Below are 17,306 nucleotides of genomic sequence, written 5' to 3'. Positions count from 1 at the left end.
CTAAGATCAATAATGCAATTTGAACATGTTATGATAGGCGATGAAACATGTCAAGCAAAAGCAGCGGTTATTAATCAAAAACTGACCGGCTACTTTTCAATGAATGAAAGGAATTGTTATGCACGAATTATTCAATGTTGCGGTCGGCATCACACTTGTTCTTTTCATTTTTGTCTTAATTGGTCGCTTCAGTTCAACCGAAAAACGTGTCAAATTGTGGCTGATGTTGAGTCGCCTGGCATATTTAACGCTATTCGTCATCAGCATTATCAATGATGTCTCCACTTGGCAAATTAAGTTAGTCTGGACTTTGGGTCAAATTACGTTGGTGCTTATTGCTGCCTTACTGGTTGAGTTTATCTTTGCCCACAAGCAAGAGACTCATGTTGACGCTAGCTGGCTTTGGGGATTAGCAATTTGCTTAGTCTTGACGATATATGCCACTTTAACATTAGCCTTTTGAGCTACTTCAAATCGTCCATAATCAAAAGCGTGCCCTCCACGTTGATTTTATCAATCAACCGTGAGGCACGCTGTTTTTATGCTTGCGTATCCAGTTCAATTTCAGCCACAACCGCCTTCGCAACGGCCATGTCAGTTGGGTACGGCGTGTCCACGCCACGTACTTTCTGATAAGGATCTTCACCTTTAGCTGCTAGAACTACCACGTCATTTGGGCGACTGGCTAAAATTGCCTGCCGAATCGCTGTTGGCCGATCAATTTGAGTATGGACTGTCACCCGCTGATGATCAATATGTGCTTCAATTTGTTGAGCAATTGCAACTGGGTCTTCAAACCCTGGATCATCGGCAGTCAAATAGGCAACATCAGCTTCTTCACTAAGCGCCTTACCAAACCCTTCACGCCTAGAGATTCCTTTGTCTCCAGGGCTACCGACCACGACAATTACCCGACTATCGACATATTGTTTTCTTAAAAAGGATAATAATGCTTTAACCGACGCATAATTATGCGCATAGTCAACAAAAATTGTTCCGTGTTGATGCGTCATGATTGATTCAAAACGTCCTGGTACCGTAATGGTGGGTAACGCCTGCTGGGCTTGACCCACCGTCGCGCCGGCTAAACCAGCAGCAATGATGGCAGCAACAGCATTATTTTCGTTATAATCACCTGGAATTGCCAGTTGATACTCCCCATCTAACGCCAATTTGCGTCGCTTGGTGGCAACTGTTGTTAGCGTAAATTTAGCATCCTTTAAATTATCTTCGTTACTTTCAAACCGAAAATCGAGCGGCACGTCCACGCTAGGCTGATACCCCGTTCGTGCATATAAATAAATATTCTCAGGTTGGGTCGTCGCCTTAGCTGCTTGATAGACATCATTTAAGTGATCAGTTTCGGCATTAATGATACAGCGTTTTGAATTCACGAGTAACTGCAATTTGCAGTGCAAATAGTCCGCAAATGTTGGGTGCTCATTACGCCCAATGTGATCCGGCGTAATATTCAAGAAGATGCCAACATCATAGGTCAAGCCATAAACACGATTCTTTTTATAAGCTTGAGAGGAGACCTCCATCACCAGATGTGTCATGCCAGAATCGACTGCCTCGCGCATGTCATGAAATAAGTCCAACGATTCAGGTGTCGTTAAATCTGACTTGAATTCTTGTTCTGGACGGGGTCCTAGAATACGATCAATCGTGGAAAACAAAGCGGTCTTTTGGTTCGTGGCAGCTTGCAACATTCCTCGGGTAAAGTAAGCGGAGGTCGTTTTACCCTTAGTTCCAGTGAAGGCAACGATAAATAGTTCATTTTGTGGGTAGCCAAAAAAGGCGGCGCTCAATAAGGCCATTGCTTGTTGAATATTAGTGACAATAAATCCGGTGATGGTCTGCATGGTGTCGGCCTGCTCAGCCACATAGCCAATCGCCCCGGCATCCACAGCTGCTTGTAAATAAGCCGGTTTAAACGCACCCTTACAGAAAAATAGACTCGCCGGCGTAGCAGTTCGCGAATCATAAGTAATCGCGGTGAAGTTAGTCGCTTCATGCGGATTGACCAGCTTCACTAATAGATCATGTTCCCGCAAGATGGTTTCAATTTGTTCAGCGGTTAAGTTTTGTTTTGCCATGAATAATCAAACTTCCCTTTAATTTCTTAGTCTCCAATTATACACTAGCCGGAATTAAAAACGACTGCTGGATGATTGATCCGCAGTCATTTTAAGAAAAGCTAATTAACCTTGGTTTAAACTTGTCTCGGTTCTTCACGATCAGGAAACCAAAAACTCTGTTCAATCGTTTGGAGCAGCTTGACCAATTGGACCGTCTCTGAAACGTCATGGACACGCAAAATTCGCCCGCCATGTAAATACATATAAGCCTCTGCAACCAACGTCACCGATAAGCGATCATCCTTAGCAAGGCCAAACAATTTATGGCCAAACCCCTTCCGTGAAATTGCAATCATCAGCGGTCGTTTCAAATTAAGAAAGCGATCAAGATTCCGCATCATCGTGAAATCCTGATAACCATCGGCAATTTTGGCATAGCCAATACCCTGATCCAACGCAATTCGTTCACGATCAATCCCTGCAGCCGTCAATGCGGCTAAATTTTCCGAAAAGAAATGGGACATTGCTTGGGTTAAATTCTGATATTCTTTACCACGGCTCGCATGCATCGTTAACAGTCCCACGGCTTGCGGCGCTAAGAGCGTCAGCTTGGCTGGGTCATCCGTAAAAGCATTCACATCGTTAATGATGTCCACACCTTCATCTAAGACTGCTTTCATAACTGGATACTTGTATGTGTCGACGGCGATGGCGACTTCAGGAAAATGTTGCTTGATGGCACGTAAAAGTGGGACAACTCGTGTCATTTCCGTCGTTGCATCAATGGGAGTAAAACCCGGTCGTGTCGTTTGTCCACCAATTTCAATTACATCGGCACCGGCTTCAACCATCGCCGTAACATGGTTTAAGACAGCTGTTGGTTCTTGATAGCGACCACCATCATAAAAAGAATCAGGGGTAACATTTAAAATGCCATAAATAACCGGTTTGCTGGATGTTTTGAAATCAAATCTGCCCGCCCGCCAATGAACTTCACGGGCTTCACGAATGGCAATCATTGCTTGATCCACTGTCGCTTGATGAAATTGTTTATGCAATTGGGTCGTCAAAGTTAGTAATGCGCCGTTATCAATCAGCGTTTCAACCGCCATCGGTGACGAAACAACGATGGCATCTAGGTTATCTAACAGGACCATTAACTGTTGGCGTTCGCTTTCAGTCAACTCACTAAATGACAGTGCAAGCTTTTCTTGCCGTTCTAGACTAGCTTTTAAAGCAATCCCTGCCAAATCTTTAGCAGGACTTGTCAATGTGGTTACAATCATTGCTCATAACTCCTTAAATTAACAGGTCGTGTTATCAAAATTTTTATTTAAAATCATCACGTAAGACTAATTCATGAATCACTTGGGGCACCACACGACCACGTGGTGTAAACGGGATGCGCGCCTGATCCGGTAGTTGTGCTAAGGTCAATCCAATCTCAGGTAACCACATAATGCGATCAAACCCATGGCTATACAATCCGATCGGTTGAAAAGGAATCGTAAACGTCGTCCACCCAGTTCTCGAAAAAGACGAACCATTGGGCGTTACCACCGTCAAAGTCGTTGTTAACCTTGCTTGCCGCGATGCCTGCGTTGGTGCCAACAAGTCAATAATATATTGATTCATCTGTGCATCCGTTTTGGCATGCTCATTTAACTCACGAATCGTTGTCACACCAAAGTGATCTGGGAGCGCATCAATAAACAAGCCGCTATCATCGCCGATTACGATAGCTTCTGGAAGCTGCTTCGCAATAAATTCGGCCTTTCCAGTCGCGTTATCAGTGAAATTTTTCGTCCCTTCAGTGGGGAAATGCTGTCGACCAAGATATTGCCAATACGGTTGTAACGAGTAGCCACTTGCCGTAAAAGTACGAGCTAACTCCGCAAACTTAAACGGATTATTGGTCGCAGCAACAAGTAGCGGTTTAGTCGATTTAGCCATCAAGCCCCGCCTCCTCTAGTGCACGAATCAAATAAAAGCTGCCCGTCACAACAATTGGCGTTGTCGTGGTCAGCCACGAAGCTTGCAATAATTGGCGGACCTCGTTCATGTCAGCGGCCTGATAAACGGTTAAATCCGATAATGTCAGTCTACCGATTTCGTCGGCGACTAATTCGGCCAAATCATCAACCGCCAGCGCTCGTGCAGGCTGATCCGGGGTCGTTAAAATAACATTGTCTGCTAGCGGTAGCAACATCGTTAACATAGCTAGAATATTTTTATCGACCAGAAAGCCCAAAACCAGCGTGAATTTCTGATTCGGCGCGAGCTCACGCAGGGTAGCCACCAGCGCTGCCATTGCATCAGGATTATGAGCGCCATCTAGAACTAACGCCGGATGTTGCCAAGTTGCAGGTACCTGAGTGAAACGGCCCAGCAAATGAACTTCTTTAAACCCACTGCGGACCGCATCTTCACCTAGTCGCCACCCGCGTTGGTTTAACTGAACCAAAACAGCCAACACAGTAGCGGCAGTCGCTAATTGATGACGACCAATGAGATTTAAGCTAATACCTGACCAATGTCCCAACGAACTCTCCATGGTCAATGTCGTCTCATCTAAGCCAAGGTGAATGTGACTGAACCCTGCTAACGATGCCGTGATCACGTCGACGTGTTGCGCACTCGCAATTTTTTGAATAGCGACGGTTGCTTCTACCGCCTGGTGGGGCGCAATTACGACCGTCGTTTGTGGCTTAATAATGCCCGCCTTATTGGTCGCAATTTCACCAATTGTTTGCCCCAGTAATCGAGTATGATCTAGGGCAATATGGGTAAAGACACTAATTAATGGCACCGTAATCGCGTTAGTCGCGTCAAACTGACCGCCTAAACCGGCTTCGATAATCATCAAGTCTACGTGTTGATTGGCAAACCACTGCATCGCAATTAAAAATAACCATTCAAAAATAGTGAATCGATCTGCAGCACCAACGACCGCTTCAACAGCGGGCAGCAATTGTTCATAACAGTGAACAAACACCGTTTTTTCAATCATTTTCCCATTAATCGTCAACTGCTCACGTTGATCAAGGATGGCTGGGCTAGCAAAGACCCCTACACGATAACCGCCAGCTTGAATAGTTCGTGCTAACAGCGCTACCGTCGAGCCCTTACCGTTAGTCCCAACCACATGAATTCGTGGTGCTTGTTGATCGGGATGACCAACCTGTGCCAAGACTCGACGCAACAAGGGAACCCGGTCAGCCTCCCCAGCGAGCATGGCCCGATTTAATTGATTTATAAGTTGATCATAGGTTAAGGTTGCCATGTTCGGCCCTCATTAAAAATTCCTGTTTTAAAGCTTGGTCGCTTGCAAAAGCACCTAGATACTTGGCCGTTTGGGTGACTGAACCAGTCTTGTTAATCCCACGCATCTCCATGCACATGTGCCGAGCTGCCACACTCACCGCCACGCCAGCCGGATTTAGAATCCGCGTCAATTCTGTGGCAATTGCATTAGTCACGTTTTCCTGAACGGTTGGTCGGTGGGTGACAAAATCGATTAGCCGAGGAATCTTGCTAAGTCCAATGATGGTCCCATCAGTAGGCACGTATGCGACGCTAATGCGACCAAAGAACGGTAATAAATGATGCTCACACATCGAATAAAAAGGAATTTGCCCCACTACGACCATATCTGCATTATCTGTTTCATGAAATAATTTGTAATCCGTAAACGTCGGTTCCGTCAGTGAAGAAAACATTTCATTGTAAGCCTTAGCAACCCGCCTGGGTGTTTCCTGTAATCCTGGTCGATCAGCATCTTCTCCCACCGCTGTCAGGATCGTTTTGACGGCATCCGCTACGGTTGCTATTTGTTCATCTGTCATTCAATCATGCTCCATTCAGGCATCACGGCCTAGTTTAATAATTTCTGTCTGATCATTGGTCTCTGCCAGCCAATCGGCAAGTTGCCGTTGAATTTGTCGATCAGGACCACTGATTTCTAATAATGGCACGAGCACAAATTTGCGATTGGCCGCCTCTGGATGCGGAATCGTTAAAGTGTCCGTATGAATATGTTCGTCGCCAAAAAAAATGATGTCAATATCAAGGGTGCGCGGCCCCCAATGCACAAATCGTCGTCGATGCTCGGCATATTCTAAACGATGTAAGCTTTCCAATAATTGGTCAGCACTTAGTTCTGTCTCCACGGCAACGGCGGTGTTTAAAAAGTTGTCTTGAATGACGCCACCCACTGGTTGGGTTTCATAAAAGTGCGCCACGCGAATCTGGGCGATCGCTCTTGAAGCCCGTAATTGTGCGATGGCGGCCAACAAATGAACACGACGGTTACCCAAATTAGATCCTAGGCTCAAGTAAGCGGTAGTCATGTTAAATCGCCTCCTGACACCTCAATTTCAACATTGTCAAAGATTCCTGCAATCGGCACAGCATACTTGCGAACTCGTAATTGCACTCCGGCCGCCTGTGGATATTTAGTTTGTAGCATCGTTAATAAATGGTTAGCGAGTGATTCAATCAAGTTAAATGGATGATTTAATACATAATCTTCTATGTCTTGGTAGACGTGACCATAGTGAATGGTCGTGGTAATATCATCGTCATGCACCTTTGTCTCAATCGGATATGCTAATGCGACATCGACTTCTAATCGCTGACCAAGTTTTTTTTCTTCTGGATATACCCCGTTGTAAGTATGGAAACTCATATTGTTAATGCGAATCATGCCCATCTTGTCACGCTCTTTTCTCAAATATCTTGTTTTATCTTAGCACAGCCATTATTTAAATGCGGGGTCAATCACTTCTCAAATCAATCCAACAACAGTTGTTTATTCTCGTAGCAGTTTGTAAGGTAACCCGTCCAACAACATAAACAACAGCCAGTGCAGCTAATATATTTGAAGCACGTTTAATAACCGATTTGCCAAGGGACTCCCTATAATAAAATCACTAGGAGGGCCAGCTACCAAACCGAAGCCATCAAAATCGGCCCCCTCAATGGCCTTTAGATGGTTCGCCAGCCATGGTCCAAGGGATGCGCGCATCAAGGTGCATGACTTGGCCGGTCACCCTTCTAATATCGTCGCGCAAAGCGGCGATTTTTTTAGCTAAATTGATTCTTTTAAAGATTGGCAAAGCTCCCAGTTAGGCACATTTGTTGTCACAGACAAGTGGTTCTCGCTACACTTGAAACATGCAAGGTTGGCAAAGACGCTGAAGTTTAGTGAGCCGTCGTGCAAAAACTAAACCAGGCCTTTGCTTAGTCATTATTTTCTGCCGCGCAACGGTTCATCCTACTCCGCCTGTGGGGCAGAGCTCAGGCCAATGCAACTCAATTCGACTAGCGTCATGTTAATCTTGCTGCCTCAGCAAATGCTGGGGCCTTTTATTATTGGTCCAATTTTCATGATCTAAGCCAATCAATTTTAAAAATCGGTGTTAAACAAGACTATGCTACAATAAACGTACTTTGTAGGAGGTCCGTTATGCGACAGCAAAGCTCAATCATTATTATTTTAATCACTGTGCTCGTCTTTGGCAGCGTCGTTTGGTTAACTGAAGTTCAACGGCTGACAGGTGTCACCTTGTTCTTGCTGTGGATTGGTGCCTTTATCATCACCACAATCTTAATCACAGTCATTAAAGTATGGCAATTACGTGGCCAGCAAACTGACAAGGAGGAACCTCATGACCAACATTAATTCTGAGAAACCAACTAACCGACCGCGATGGTCAAGAATCGTCGAGGTGATCGCCCTGTGGGTGATGGTTCAATTACCGCCAGCATTACTGGGAATGGCTAAGCATGCCTCCTACGATAATTTTAGTGGCTATCTGTTGACCTTAAGCTATTGGGCAGCTTTTGGGTTAGCCATTTGGATCGCCTATCGTCGTTTTCGTTATTGGTCAGGTCAGCGCTTATTCCATGATTTCAAATGGCGCGATTTAGGAATTGCCGTCCTTGCCTATTTAGTCATCATCATAGGTGAATCACTGTTACTGCGCTTGCAACAGGTACTGTATCATCAACAATCAACGGCTAATAATGATGCCATTAGTCAAATTATGAAGACCAGTCCAGTTGCACTAGTCGCATTCGTCGTTTCAGCCATTTTTTTAACGCCGTTTTTGGAAGAACTCGTTTTTCGAGGCGTAATCACAAATATCTTTTTTAGACCATCGCAGACTTGGCTGAAAATTATTCTTTCAGGTCTCATTTTTTCTACTGGCCACCTTTCGACCAACCCAATTAGTTTTCTCGTTTACTGTTTAATGGGTGCTGTTTTGGCGGCGACGTATCTGTGGACCGGGAAACAGTTTAATTCAATCTTAGTTCATTTTCTGATTAATAGTTTGGCGATGACTCAGCTACTAGTTACGGTCTTACATTGATTTTTAAGATCACGTGTTAAACATCGGCAGACTGATTTACTGATAAATATCAGCATCAGATTTACATCATTCGATTACAAAAACGAGGTCATCTTCCGTAATTTGCGGAAGATGACCTCGTTTTTGTAATCCTCACGCTGAGGTTACCATACACTTTTTGTTCTTGGCTACTTATCATCATGATGGGATTGATCTGGATCAGTGAACTCGCCATCAAAAGTGTCTTCATGATGCGTGGTGTCAGACCAGGAATTAAAATGATCACTCGCTGAAAAATGTGTGCCATCTGGCTCAGGCATCACTAACGCTGCGATCGCATAGGCAATCAAGCCGGTCCCAACTGACCAAAGTATCAAAATACTACCAATGACTCTTGTCAGCGCCACGTCCCAACCGAAGTATTCAGCAATTCCGCCAAAAACGCCCGCTAAAACACGATCATTGGATTTAGTTAAATGTTTTTTCATCGTTATACCTCCACCTAGCTTGAATCAACAACTGTCCACACTATTGTACGGAATTATTGCCATCACTGGTAGTTAATTGCAGCCGATCATTATTAGTTTCGTTTTGCTGCAACAGACCGCCGTCTTCACGATGCTGATCGAACAAACGATTATTGTCAGCACCATGTAAAATATAGCCTTTGCCACGATCTGCACCGACAACCGTATTATCGCCATCCTGATTATTAACGTTTACAATCCCGGTGATTCCGCCATTACGCATCCGAAAGTCCCCATCGGCCAATTGAACCGTCGCTTGATTTAACCAAACGTCTTTCAAGGCAACATCACCATCATCAGTTATCAGCTGCGAATTGGTGAGATTCATCTGCTGCAAGTAAATGTTGCCATCGCCAGTGCTTAGTCGCATGCCTTCGCCGACCGTGGCATGTTCCAAGCTGACGTTACTATTCGTGTGAATCGTCAGTTTATTGGTTTGAACATCTGTCAACCGCATGTCCCCACCTTGATTGACTAATTTAATTTGGTCCAATTTTGTGCCTCGTGGTACCGTGACAACCACCGTTCGATCAGGTAATTGACTATGTCCACCCTCAATCATATCATTGCCATCGGACCCAAAATGCCAACCAGAAGTCGCGTTATCATTCTTAGTTTGTTCGATGACCAAGCGTTGATTTTTAACTGTAACCCGTGGCATCGCCTTGGCATTACTGCGAACCTGCACTCGATAACTATCGCCTTCCTTGATCCGGAGCTGGTTGCTTTTTAAATCGGCATCAAGCACCTTGAATGATTTCACCTTTCGATCAAACGTCTTCACGTGCACTAGCTCTGGTTGATGTTGATCGTTAAAGGTCACGCTTTTAAAGCTGTGTGTCATGGCACCAATCGCCATTAAAACCAAACCAATCACTAAAATAACTAAACCAATTTTTAATGTTCGTTTCATGCAGATTGCCCCCCTCGCGGTTGTTGTCGACGATTACTAAACTTTCGATAGGCAAACCGAATGAAATTTGCAATCATCTGAATGAGCCACCGCACAATGTAATAGAACAATGGCATCAAGACTAAAGCGCCGCCGAGGCCAGTTAAACCGATGCCGATGTAGGCGATCCCAATAAAAATGTGACTGCCCAACAGCCAAAAACCAGTGTATAGCGATACTCCAGCCACCATCATTCCAGCTGCTAATAAGGTGATTGCTAAAACAACTGCCAGTCCCACTGCCAAAATCGCCATGAAGATGACCAATAAAAGGATTAAAATAATGCCAATCGCCGCCGGAATCGTGACTGGCGTTGACAATACCGCCAAAATGATCAGCCATACCATTGTCGCATTTGATCGAGGACTACGCCGCTCACCATTTTGTTCGGCAGTTTCGTTTTCTTTAATCGAATAATCTGCTAATACCTTACGCGCCAACTGTTTTGGCGTACCCAGCTTAGCAATGATTTCATCACCATCCGTTAAATTAGCATCTTCAATGTATTCCGTATAAAAATCTAAGACATCGGCGCGTTCTTCTTCTGTCAATCCGTGCAAACGCCGCTGCAGTTCACTTAAATATGTTTCATTTGTCATCAATATCCCCCCGTTCATCCGTCGATGGCGTTGCCGACGGATCAAAAATTTGGTCTAAACTAATTTTGTAAGCCGCCCATTCATGTATGATTTCACCCAGTCGAATTTTACCTGCATCGGTGATTTGATAATAACGCCGGTTACGTCCCTGAAAAGGCTGGTCATAAGTAGTCAACCAACTTTCTTTTTTCAGGCGTCGTAAAACGGGATACATGGTGGACTCTGAAACAGAAATTGATACCTGAATCTGTTGCGTGAGCGCATACCCATATAGGTCTTCGCGATCTAGTAGTGCTAGAACCATGCCATCAAGTAACTCGCTGCTAACTTGAATACTCATACCACCGCCTCCTCATTACTTTAATTTAGCCATGCCTAACTAGCTAACTTTGAATATGACTATATTATATGATGTATAGTATGAAAGTCAACACAATATGAATTTAAAAATAATTACACGAAATTCATGGCAGCGCTTGCCGTGTTCGAGCCGGTCGTGTAAACTATTACTTTGTTGAGAGTTCTCAATTGTTTCATGCCCCTGTGGCGGAATTGGCAGACGCGCAGCGTTCAGGTCGCTGTTCACCTTGGTGAGTACTGGTTCGAATCCAGCCAGGGGCACTCGAATAGGTTTTTAAAAACCTTGTCAAAACGCGTATAAACGTTGATACACCAACGTTTATACGCGTTTTTTATTTGCCAAAAGTTTCATAGAGTTGCATGAAGTTTCATTGATTTGTGCATGATTGTGTACAAAAAATTATACGGTGCACAATAAAGCAGACATAATGCTGTGCATTTAACTACCTACTTAGACGGGCTAAATACATAAATACAATCTACTTGATTATAAAAACGGTCCCGACTTTAAAAAGCCGAGACCGTTTTACTCATCCGATTTAGTTAGTAATAAGGTCTTTAAATAAGCCATAAACAAACTCACTTGGATCAAACGGACGCAAATCATTGACCTGCTCACCTAATCCCACAAACTTAACGGGTAAATGTAATTCATTTCGTATCGCTAGAACAATGCCACCTTTGGCAGTTCCATCCAATTTTGTCAAAACAATCCCCGTCACATCAGTTGCATCACCGAAAGTTTTAGCCTGATTCAAGGCATTTTGACCAGTGGTCGCATCCAAGACTAACAAGACCTCGTGGGGAGCTTCAGGGATCTCGCGACTCAACACGCGTTTCATTTTGGCCAACTCATTCATCAAATTAACCTTGTTTTGCAGCCGACCAGCCGTATCGACCATTAAAATGTCCACATCATCCTCTTTCGCTCGTTGAACAGCATCATAAACAACCGCTGCCGGATCACTCTTTTCAGGCAGGGCAACCACTGGGACATCATCTCGTTGACCCCAGACTTGCAGTTGTTCAATCGCCCCCGCTCTAAAGGTGTCTGCAGCTGCTAATAAGACCTTTTTCCCTTGTTGCTTATACATATTCGCCATTTTACCAACAGTCGTAGTTTTCCCCACGCCATTAACACCGACAAAGAAAATGACTGTTGGACCACTCTTGGCAAAGTTAACCGAATTATCTTCACCGTTACCTTCTGCGTCATACAGATTGACTAATTTTTCAATAATGACGTTTTCGACATCTGATTGTTTTTTGGCATTCTTCAAACGTACTTCATCGCGTAACTGATCAGTAATCGTCACTGCCGTATTAAAGCCCACGTCCGCGCCAATAAGAGTCTCCTCTAAATCATCAAAGAAGTCCTCATCAACACTTCGAAAGTTTGCTAAAAAGGCATTTAAACGGTCGCCAAAAGTCCGACGCGATTTGGCAAGTCCTTTATCATAAAGTTCTGCATCAGTTGCCTGGCTCAAAGTCGATCCTTCGTTGCTGCCAGCAGCATCCTGACGATCATCTTCAGCAACCATTGTTGAGGACGTCTCTGCTGAGCCGTCGCTCATTTCAACCGTGTCATTAACAACGGATTCAATGGAAGATGTCATCGGCTGACGCTCAGACGCCCCTGATTGGTCAGCGACTGTAGCTTCCGCTTGAGACTGAGAATGACTGGATTTTGCAGCTGCAGACAATGAATCAGCAACTGACTGCCGGGCTGTCAAAGAGGTGTTCGTATTGGCAACTTCCTCTGGCGTCATTTTTGTTGCCGATGACGCTGAGGAATTGCCTGACTCACGACTAACAGTTGATTCTGACATATCTTCTGAATTCGGCTTTACTTCAGAAATGCCCTCCGTTGCATCACTATTTAAATCCGTCTCAACTTGCCGATCAGGCTTTGTCGACTCAAGCGATTGGGCTGAATCGGCCCTTGCTGATGTAACCGCACTTGGCGTCTCACTCGCCGAGTTTGAAGTAGCGTCTGCTGTACTTTCATCGTTTTTACGTCGTCGAAAAATATCAAATAGTCCCATCAAATCACCTACTTTTCTCGATTATTTTAGTATTTCAATTAAACCGCTATGACGCATCATCGGCCAAGTCGTCTAATGAAACTGACACCATCTTTGAAACTCCAGATTCCTGCATGGTCACCCCATAAAGGAGGTTGGCATTCACCATGGTCCCCTTACGATGTGTAATCACGATAAATTGCGTTTCACCACCGAAGTCTCTTAGATAATGTGCAAATCGACTGACATTGGCCTCGTCTAAGGCCGCCTCTGTCTCATCCAAAATTGCAAATGGTACGGGGCGGACAACTAAGGTTGCAAACAATAACGTGATCGCCGTAAGTGATCGTTCACCACCAGATAGCAGGCTCATCCGTTGAAATTTTTTGCCAGGTGGTTGGGCCATAATATCGATTCCTGTCGTCAGCAAATGATCAGGGTCAGTCAATTGTAATCGTGCTTGACCGCCGCCAAACATTTTGACGAAGATTTCGCTAAAAGCCGCTGCCACTTCATCAAAAGCTGACTTGAAACGTGTTTGCACCTCTTCGTCCATTTCCGCCATAGTCATCTCCAACTGTTGTCGACTTGTGACCAAGTCAGACTGTTGGCGGGCCAAAAAGTCGTAACGATCGGAAACACGCTGGTATTCATCAATCGCACCAATGTTAACATCACCAATCTCGTCGAGGCCTCGTTTTAGCAATTTCAATTGTTTCTTAATCGCTTCAATTGGTAAATCAGCCATCGCCTTGGTAGCAGCTTCATAGCTCAATCCATACATTTCGCTCAATTGCGTCAAATCATTATCTAGCAAGGTTGCTAAACGTGATTGTTGGGCACTAAAATCGTTCATTTCGCTCAAAGCAGCTCGTTGAAGTTCCTGACTACGAGTTAAACCTGTTTCTGCCTGAACCAATATCTCGGCTATTCCTGTCAGTTCGTCATTAACCTTCTTGATTTTTTGCTCAGTCGTGTCTCTTTGAGATTCGGCCTGTTTCAGCTGATGGGTCGTTGTTTGCGAATCGGCACCAGCAGCCTGATGATCGTCTGTTAATGTCGCTTCCTGCCTACTTAGGTCTGCTGCTTGCTGCTGCCACTCATTAATTTGCGTCTGCACTCGTTTTTGGTCGCGTTGCTTAGCAGCTAATTCGGCTTGAGCAGCCGCTAGCCATTCCTGCTTTTCTTGTCGCTGTGATCGTTTAGTATCCACGTCTGCACTCAATGCGGCCAAGTCCTGTTGGGTTTGTTTTCTCTGCTCAGTTAGTTGAGCTAGCTGGGCTTCTGATTCAGCTGTTTTGGACTGATTTTGTGTCAGTTGACCTTGGAAATCAGTTGCGTCTAACCCACGTTGCTGTTGCTCCAATTGGCTCGCGGCTAGCCGCCGTTTAGCGACCGTTAGCTGCTCATTAATCAAGGTCGCTTGCCCTTGCAAACGTTGTAAGGTTCCCGCAGCCTGATCGGTTTGGTCGCGTAATTTAGCCCCAGCAGTTGCACTGTCATCCAATTGTTGTTGACGTTCATGCAGCGACTGTTCTTGTTGATGAAGTTCTTGTCGCATTTTATCGATGGCCCGATTAAGTTCGTCAATTTCCGCTCGCTGACTCAATAAGCCACTGGTTTGATGACGGTTAGCTCCACCGGTGATCGAGCCACTCGCATTCATCACTTGACCATCTTGGGTCACAATCCGAAAACGATGACCACCCTGCTTGGCAATTGCAATGGCTGCATCTAAATCAGTTGCTACGACAGTCGTTCCGAGTAAATAGTCCACGACGGGACGAACCTGTACTTGATAAGTCACCAACTCACTGGCTAAACCTACATAACCGGTCATCGATTGCAATGGCGCTAGTTGTGATGCAACTAACGTTCTGCCATGAATCGTCGTCAACGGTAAAAATGTCGCCCGACCTGCTCGCTGTTGCGTTAAGTAGTGAACCGCATCTCGGGCTGTCTGCTCGTCTTTAACGACCAATTGCTGCAGTTGCGCACCCAACGCTGTTTCAATGGCCTTGGTTAAGGACTGTGGCACGGTCAATAAATCAGCCACTGGTCCCACCAGTCCCTGGAATTGTTGTCGGTGGCCTAAAATTGCTTTGACACCTTGATAAAAACCTGCGTAATCACTATTTGCAGCCGATAAACTCTCTGCTCGCGCTTTAGCTCGCTGTTGCACATTGAGCGCGTTATACCAATTTTTTTGTTCTTGATCGAACTGCTGACTTAACAATTGATGCTTTTGCCTAGCGTCTTCTAATTGGGCCTTGAGTCGGTCGTGATCAGCTTTGGCAGCCGCGACCTGTTGAGAAGCTGCACCGAGCTGTCGCTTAACATCAGCAACCTGCGTGGCCAATTTATGTGTTTGTTCCGTTAAACGGCTTTGTTGCTGACTACCTTGTTCACGACTACGAGTCAAAAATTGGCGTTCATTGTGTAAAGTCGCCAACGTTTGCATGATCGAAACATACTCATCTTGTAACGCAGACAAGCGGTCCGTTAATTTTGCTTGTTGTTGTTTTAGATTGTCCCCTGCTAAAGCCGCCACAACCATTTGGGCATTATTCACAGCATCTGCCTGCTCGTCAATTGTCGCTGAAAGTTGATCCAATTCCGCCTGTGATTTAGTTAACGCCGCAACAACTTCTTGTTTTTTTGCCCTCAACTCTGCCAGTTGGCGCTGCTGAAACTGCGTACGTGTCGCAACATTTTCTTGTTGACCGGTTAAAGTCGCCACCTGTTCAGTTAATTGAACCAGCCGCTCCTGTAACTGATCTTTGACTGTAGTTAATTCGGCACGTCGTTGCTTGCGCTTATTAACCTCAGCCATTTGTTCTTTAACCTTGGTTTCGTAATCACTGACTTGTTGATTAGCCCGAATTATTTGCTGATCGATTGTCTGCTTAGCCGCGCGGTTCGCCTGAATTTCCAAGACCAATCGCGACTGATCCAATTGATCATAACGTTGCTTCTGGGCTAAATAGTCTTTCGCTAGCGCACTTTGCTCCGCCAGCGGCTCTAACTGACTCTCCAATTCAGCGATGATATCATTGACGCGATCCAAATAGTCACTCGTCGTCGTTAACTCTTTTTGCGCTTTTTCTTTGTTTTGTTTGTACTTATAAACGCCAGCCACTTCTTCGATAATACTGCGACGATCTTCAGGTTTACTATTAAAGATTGCCTCGACACGCCCCTGACTGATAATTGAAAAAGACTCTCGACCCAATCCAGTATCCATAAACAAGTTTAAAACATCTCGCAATCGACAGGATTGACCGTTAATTAAGTAGTCTGCCTCGCCATTCCGGAATAAACGGCGGGTCACTTTAACTTCACTAAAGTCACTTTTCAAGTAGTGATCCGTGTTATCAAACGTGATCGAAACCTCGGCACGATTCAGCGGTTTTCGGTTAGCCGCCCCAGCAAAGATCACATCGCTCATCTTATTACCGCGCAAATCTTTAGCCGATTGTTCGCCCAACACCCATCGAATTGCTTCGATGATATTGCTTTTACCGCTCCCGTTGGGTCCAACAATACCAGTCATTCCCGGCATAAATTCAATTTTTGTCTTATCAGCGAATGACTTAAAGCCGCTGATTTCTAGCGTCTTGAGTTTCATGCACACCATCCGTTACATCATTAATTGTCAGCTTGATCCCGACCATGATCCACTAAGGTTTCCTGCTGGCCACGTAAACTAGTCAGCGCTTGTAATGCCGCTGATTGTTCCGCAATCTTCTTTGATTTACCAATGCCCTGACCGATAATTTTACCAGCAGCAGCTACCGTCATCGTGAAGTCACGATCATTTTCCGGTCCTGTTTCGGCGGCTAAATCGTATTCAATGTGCACGTCACCATCACGTTGTAACCACTCTTGTAGTGCCGTCTTGTAGTCAATCGCATGATCAAACCACCCAGCATCCAGTTTAGGAAAAATCACTCGACTGATAAATGCCACCACGGCATCTTTGCCTTGATCCAAATATAATGCGCCAACAAAAGATTCAAAAATATCACAAAGTAATGACGCACGGTGGCGGGCACCCTCTTTTTCTTCACCCTTACCAAGCCGAATATAACGATCAAAATGGCACTCTAGCGCAAATTTTGCGAAACTAGCTTCCTGAACCATTGCCGCTCGTAAACGGGTCAACTTACCTTGTGGCATTTCTGGATACCGCCGATAAATATATTCTGATACGGTGAGTTGCAACACCGCATCACCTAAAAATTCAATTCGCTCATAAAATTTCAATCCCTGATGGGGATGTTCGTTGACATAGCTTGCCTGAGTAAAGGCTTCATCCAGTAATTCAGGACGATTAAAGTGAATGTCAAACTGACTGGCAAGTTCTGCTTGTAATCCTGGTATCAAAATATTTCTCCTTTTGTCTTAAAA

Annotated in this window: 17 protein-coding genes and 1 tRNA gene; 4 read left to right on the top strand and 14 right to left on the bottom strand. The window is 44.9% G+C overall.

The genetic code is table 11. The features are described 5' to 3' along the window. Positions 1-118 precede the first annotated feature (118 nt). Positions 119-463: a hypothetical protein gene (locus tag ACYQ0Y_RS01085; RefSeq protein ID WP_407882186.1), complete on the top strand. Its 345-nt coding sequence runs from the start codon at positions 119-121 to the stop codon at positions 461-463. Positions 464-539: 76 nt separating this feature from the next. Here ACYQ0Y_RS01085 and ACYQ0Y_RS01080 read toward each other — a convergent pair whose 3' ends face one another. The 7 genes from ACYQ0Y_RS01080 to folB form a co-directional block, all read right to left on the bottom strand. Further along, positions 540-2,099 (bottom strand): UDP-N-acetylmuramoyl-L-alanyl-D-glutamate--2,6-diaminopimelate ligase, encoded by a 1,560-nt coding sequence (locus ACYQ0Y_RS01080; protein WP_407882185.1) that lies wholly within the window; start codon positions 2,097-2,099, stop codon positions 540-542. Between the two features lie 116 nt (positions 2,100-2,215). Then, a complete protein-coding gene (folP, locus tag ACYQ0Y_RS01075; RefSeq protein WP_407882184.1) occupies positions 2,216-3,367 on the bottom strand; it encodes a dihydropteroate synthase in 1,152 nt (383 codons plus the stop codon). Between the two features lie 43 nt (positions 3,368-3,410). Next, positions 3,411-4,034, bottom strand: coding sequence for a non-canonical purine NTP pyrophosphatase (locus ACYQ0Y_RS01070; RefSeq protein WP_407882183.1), 624 nt, complete (start codon positions 4,032-4,034; stop codon positions 3,411-3,413). Then, on the bottom strand, positions 4,027-5,364 hold the full coding sequence (locus tag ACYQ0Y_RS01065) for a bifunctional folylpolyglutamate synthase/dihydrofolate synthase (RefSeq protein WP_407882182.1): 1,338 nt from the start codon (positions 5,362-5,364) through the stop codon (positions 4,027-4,029). The genes ACYQ0Y_RS01070 and ACYQ0Y_RS01065 overlap by 8 nt, the downstream gene beginning before the upstream one ends. Next, positions 5,345-5,926: a GTP cyclohydrolase I FolE gene (gene folE, locus ACYQ0Y_RS01060; RefSeq protein ID WP_407882181.1), complete on the bottom strand. Its 582-nt coding sequence runs from the start codon at positions 5,924-5,926 to the stop codon at positions 5,345-5,347. The genes ACYQ0Y_RS01065 and folE overlap by 20 nt, the downstream gene beginning before the upstream one ends. Positions 5,927-5,941: 15 nt before the next feature. Continuing rightward, on the bottom strand, positions 5,942-6,430 hold the full coding sequence (gene folK / locus ACYQ0Y_RS01055; RefSeq protein WP_407882180.1) for a 2-amino-4-hydroxy-6-hydroxymethyldihydropteridine diphosphokinase: 489 nt from the start codon (positions 6,428-6,430) through the stop codon (positions 5,942-5,944). Continuing rightward, positions 6,427-6,792, bottom strand: a complete 366-nt coding sequence (gene folB / locus ACYQ0Y_RS01050) for a dihydroneopterin aldolase (RefSeq protein ID WP_407882179.1) — start codon at positions 6,790-6,792, stop codon at positions 6,427-6,429. Before folB ends, folK begins: the two co-directional genes overlap by 4 nt. Before the next feature lie 756 nt (positions 6,793-7,548). Between folB and ACYQ0Y_RS01045 the strand changes: the two genes are divergently transcribed. Next, positions 7,549-7,764, top strand: coding sequence for a hypothetical protein (locus ACYQ0Y_RS01045; protein WP_407882178.1), 216 nt, complete (start codon positions 7,549-7,551; stop codon positions 7,762-7,764). Continuing rightward, positions 7,751-8,455 (top strand): CPBP family intramembrane glutamic endopeptidase, encoded by a 705-nt coding sequence (locus ACYQ0Y_RS01040; protein WP_407882177.1) that lies wholly within the window; start codon positions 7,751-7,753, stop codon positions 8,453-8,455. The genes ACYQ0Y_RS01045 and ACYQ0Y_RS01040 overlap by 14 nt, the downstream gene beginning before the upstream one ends. Before the next feature lie 167 nt (positions 8,456-8,622). On the opposite strand, the gene ACYQ0Y_RS01035 is transcribed toward ACYQ0Y_RS01040, so the two are convergent. The 4 genes from ACYQ0Y_RS01035 to ACYQ0Y_RS01020 are packed head-to-tail and all read right to left on the bottom strand — an operon-like array spanning position 8,623 to position 10,852. After that, a complete protein-coding gene (locus ACYQ0Y_RS01035; RefSeq protein WP_407882176.1) occupies positions 8,623-8,922 on the bottom strand; it encodes a PspC domain-containing protein in 300 nt (99 codons plus the stop codon). Between the two features lie 40 nt (positions 8,923-8,962). After that, the gene (locus tag ACYQ0Y_RS01030) at positions 8,963-9,874 is read right to left on the bottom strand and encodes a DUF4097 family beta strand repeat-containing protein (protein ID WP_407882175.1); all 912 of its coding nucleotides are present in this window, start codon (positions 9,872-9,874) and stop codon (positions 8,963-8,965) included. Then, entirely contained in the window at positions 9,871-10,512 is a 642-nt protein-coding gene (locus tag ACYQ0Y_RS01025) for a DUF1700 domain-containing protein (RefSeq protein WP_407882174.1), read from the bottom strand. Before ACYQ0Y_RS01025 ends, ACYQ0Y_RS01030 begins: the two co-directional genes overlap by 4 nt. Further along, positions 10,502-10,852 carry a PadR family transcriptional regulator gene (locus ACYQ0Y_RS01020; protein ID WP_407882173.1) on the bottom strand — a complete coding sequence of 117 codons (351 nt, stop codon included), beginning with the start codon at positions 10,850-10,852 and terminating at the stop codon, positions 10,502-10,504. Before ACYQ0Y_RS01020 ends, ACYQ0Y_RS01025 begins: the two co-directional genes overlap by 11 nt. 197 nt (positions 10,853-11,049) lie before the next feature. Here ACYQ0Y_RS01020 and ACYQ0Y_RS01015 point away from each other — a divergent pair. Then, positions 11,050-11,133: transfer RNA gene (locus ACYQ0Y_RS01015), tRNA-Leu, on the top strand. Between the two features lie 278 nt (positions 11,134-11,411). Here ACYQ0Y_RS01015 and ftsY read toward each other — a convergent pair. From ftsY to rnc, 3 genes are read right to left on the bottom strand one after another with little or no spacing between them, the layout of a single operon-like run. Then, the gene (gene ftsY, locus ACYQ0Y_RS01010; protein ID WP_407882172.1) at positions 11,412-12,917 is read right to left on the bottom strand and encodes a signal recognition particle-docking protein FtsY; all 1,506 of its coding nucleotides are present in this window, start codon (positions 12,915-12,917) and stop codon (positions 11,412-11,414) included. 46 nt (positions 12,918-12,963) lie between these two features. Next, on the bottom strand, positions 12,964-16,524 hold the full coding sequence (gene smc / locus ACYQ0Y_RS01005) for a chromosome segregation protein SMC (RefSeq protein ID WP_407882171.1): 3,561 nt from the start codon (positions 16,522-16,524) through the stop codon (positions 12,964-12,966). Positions 16,525-16,544: 20 nt separating this feature from the next. Further along, positions 16,545-17,282: a ribonuclease III gene (rnc, locus tag ACYQ0Y_RS01000; protein ID WP_407882170.1), complete on the bottom strand. Its 738-nt coding sequence runs from the start codon at positions 17,280-17,282 to the stop codon at positions 16,545-16,547. Between the last annotated feature and the right edge of the window lie 24 nt (positions 17,283-17,306).

This window comes from Furfurilactobacillus curtus, assembly GCF_054657915.1.
Note: the sequence above shows the minus strand (reverse complement) of the source record. Positions and strands in the feature narration are given on the sequence as shown.